Source organism: candidate division KSB1 bacterium, assembly GCA_022562085.1.
GTDB lineage: Bacteria > Zhuqueibacterota > Zhuqueibacteria > Oceanimicrobiales > Oceanimicrobiaceae > Oceanimicrobium.
This window is the reverse complement of record JADFPY010000416.1, coordinates 437-3591: the sequence shown is the minus strand read 5'-3', so window position 1 is coordinate 3591 and position 3155 is coordinate 437. Positions and strand designations below refer to the sequence as shown.

Sequence of the window (3155 nt, the reverse complement as noted above, 5' to 3'; positions counted from 1 at the left end):
TACTTGTTTTTACATCAGGCAACATTATCTAACATGACAACCATTGTGAAAAAATTGTGAAATTTTAGATTGCATAAATGAAGCGAAAAAGCAAACCATTTTTAACAATCATTATACGAGGCTCGGTGGCTAATTCATTGCCCCCCGTTTTACTTTCGAGGAAAGCTTAATTACCTGTCCTGCCCTGAGTACGGTAACAGTCCAGGTTTCACCGTCTTTTAGTTTGTTGAGATAACCGCGAATGTCCTCCAATCCCGTGAACTTTGCACCCAATCCTATGCCACCAACTTTAAGAATAATATCCCCACCGAGCAGCATCTCTTCTTCTTCAATAACTGCCTGCACAGTACCGGCGCGCAAACCCAGTTCTTCCGCTGGTGAACAGAAATTTTCTCCTCTGCTGAGTATTTTCTTCTAGTATTCCACCTGATTTCCCGTACAACAGATTCGGTTGTGTTCTTTTCTAACATCTTCCACAAACAGGAATCTTAAGCAATTAGTTGAGCAGGACAACTTTCGTGAAGACTTGTTTTTTCGACTTCATGTTTACAAAATACGGGTTGCTCCGCTGCGAGAACGTCCCGAAGACATTCCTCTGATTGCAGATTTTTTTATTGATGACTATGCTCTTCAATCGAAAAAAAATTCAAGCTCGATGGCGGTGCAAAAGAAATGCTGATTAAGCATCGGTGGCCGGGAAATGTTCGTGAACCGCGTAACGTGATTGAGAGGGCTGTTCTTTTTACTGATGGTAATGTAATTAGGAAGGAACACTTGAATTTCATGGAAGTTGTTTCAGCCCCGGAATTCTCAACTGATGACATTAGGCTTCCGGAAAGTGGAATATGGTTAGAGGAATTGGAAAAGAGTCTACTTAAGCAAGCGCTGGAGCTTGCAAAATATAATAAGAGCAAAGCAGCCAAACTTCTGAATCGTACCCCGCCTGCATTTTATTACCGCCTCGAGCATACGGTTTAAAATGATCCTTCCGAATTTATATCGAGCTCTTCTGAAAACGAGTTGCTGAGAAATGTCAGCCAATCTCTTTAATAATTGTCTATATAAATAAAACTAAAAACTAATGTAATTCCGACCACGCAGGGAGGAATCTGCAATGGCACTAACTGTGGAATCCATAATTAAAGTCGCTAAATTGTAATCAGATCTCCTGCTTCGTTCGAGATGACATCTTTTGGTGATTCGCGCGTGCGTTTCGTCGAGATGATATGCCGCTGGCTTTACAGGCCTTCTGTTATTCTGGAATGACAAGACAATCTTGCAACTCGTTCTCATATGATCCTTATATCATAAAAGACTCATCATATCCTGAAGGCTTCTCGATCTTTTCCAAAAGTCTTCTCATTCCCGGTTGAAGTCTACCTGCCTGCCCTTAGTGATTGTTTTTTTGGTACTTCTTAGCAATTCCCGAAATGCTGTTTCTTAGTTAACAGCATTTGGCACAGAAATGGCATTAAAAAAATATCGCAAGGAGTCATTTTTTATTAAGGACAGACCAAAACCAATGGTCCAGTCGCAGCTCAGAGGGGCTAATGAATTTGGCTGCGACCCGTTGGTCAGATAATTAACAAGTGAGCAAGATCAAAAATGATGAAAAAGCACGGACGGAATCTAATCATACTGACCCCTCTGTTTTTTTGCAGTCTGGTTTTGTTTTTCTTTGGCTTCCCCCAGGAGGTTTTCCCCGGCGGCGGTTCCGGCAATATAACATTTGCCGTTGATTTTCTGACCTTTAGATCTGACGAGCACGAAAAGACTTTGTTAAAAATATTCTGCCAGGTATCGACAAAACATTTGATATTTGTTAAATTCCGGGATGGGTTTTTCGCGAGTTACAAACTGACTCGGGAAATGTATGATTATTCAGGGCAGCAGCTATTCAATCAGAGTGTTATCGATTCCATTAAGGTTAAAACCTTTAAGGAGATTGATCGCCTACGACTAGATCGGTTGATCGAATTCACTTCGCCAGTCAAGCCTGGCGAATATGTTTTACGAATATTTGTAGAAGATTTGGAAACCCGAAAGGCTGTGACCTTTGAGAAAGAGATTCAGGTTCCGGATTATCGTCAGCCAGGTTTACGGATGAGTGACATTCAGATTGCAGCATCAATTTCGTATACGAAAGAAAGCGGACCTCTCGTAAAAAGTCGTGTGGGAATTGTGCCCAATGTTCTTCGAATCCTGAGGGAGCAGGAAAATGTGCTATATGTTCGGCACCCCCACATGTATGATATGATGAAAAACCCATTAGTTCATTTGTGGGCAGCTGTTTGATTGTTATGTTAATTTTGCCAAATGGCTCGATACTTTCTTTGGTTCCCTGCTCTAAGTCATTCCCGCCCAATGGCTACGGTGCGATACCTATTCATTGAGACTTACAAAAAGTCCGGGTTCGATGGAAAGTGTTTCGGTCGAACAGACTAATTGAGGAGGGATATTTCAAATGAGAAATTTTTTGCAACTATCCGCTGCAAAAGGAAACCAAATGCAGGAATTCGAATCCCTGGCGCTACCCTCGATGGGTCGCCTTTATAGCACCGCACTCAGAATGACCAGAAACCAACTTGATGCGGAAGATCTCGTTCAGAATACTTACTTGAAGGCGGTTCGTTTCTTTCATCGGTTTGAACCCGGCACCAATTTTCAGGCCTGGATGTTTCGCATCCTCGCCAACAACTTTAACACGGAGTATCGAATCAAAAAAAAAATTCCGGAAAGAGTGGATTTCGACCAGATTTGTGCAATGTTAACACAGGAGAACAAAAGTGAGCTTGCTGGAAACCCTGGATTCGAATTCATTGAAAATTATGAGGAGCTCTTTGACGACACGATTGCAGCAGCCCTGGATAGGCTGGCCGACGAATATCGCATTGTCGTAATCCTATGTGATGTTTACAGCCTCAGGTACAAGGAGATTGCTGAAGCGCTTGACTGTCCCCTTGGCACCGTGATGTCCCGGCTGAATCGCGGCCGGAAAATGTTGGCTCGATCTTTAACAAAATATGCTGTCGCAAATGGTTTTACAAACTGCATTAATTTAGCTTAATCGAACAGGGAGGAACTATGAGTCGTTATTGCTGAAATCAAATAGTGTTTCTAAAACCAAATATTCAACGAGCAAAAATTAAAGGAAG

General features: G+C 42.1%; 5 protein-coding genes. 4 read left to right on the top strand and 1 reads right to left on the bottom strand.

What is annotated here, in order from left to right; genetic code table 11:
- Positions 1 to 129: 129 nt before the first annotated feature.
- Positions 130 to 360, bottom strand: a complete 231-nt coding sequence (locus IH879_21515) for a hypothetical protein (GenBank protein ID MCH7677506.1) — start codon at positions 358 to 360, stop codon at positions 130 to 132.
- Between the two features lie 91 nt (positions 361 to 451).
- Between IH879_21515 and IH879_21510 the strand changes: the two genes are divergently transcribed.
- The 4 genes from IH879_21510 (at position 452) to IH879_21495 (ending at position 3067) form a co-directional block, all read left to right on the top strand.
- Entirely contained in the window at positions 452 to 679 is a 228-nt protein-coding gene (locus tag IH879_21510; GenBank protein MCH7677505.1) for a sigma 54-interacting transcriptional regulator, read from the top strand.
- Positions 673 to 978 (top strand): hypothetical protein, encoded by a 306-nt coding sequence (locus IH879_21505; GenBank protein ID MCH7677504.1) that lies wholly within the window; start codon positions 673 to 675, stop codon positions 976 to 978. The genes IH879_21510 and IH879_21505 overlap by 7 nt, the downstream gene beginning before the upstream one ends.
- Positions 979 to 1605: 627 nt before the next feature.
- The gene (locus IH879_21500; GenBank protein ID MCH7677503.1) at positions 1606 to 2295 is read left to right on the top strand and encodes a hypothetical protein; all 690 of its coding nucleotides are present in this window, start codon (positions 1606 to 1608) and stop codon (positions 2293 to 2295) included.
- 169 nt (positions 2296 to 2464) lie between these two features.
- Positions 2465 to 3067, top strand: a complete 603-nt coding sequence (locus IH879_21495; protein MCH7677502.1) for a sigma-70 family RNA polymerase sigma factor — start codon at positions 2465 to 2467, stop codon at positions 3065 to 3067.
- Positions 3068 to 3155: the final 88 nt, after the last annotated feature.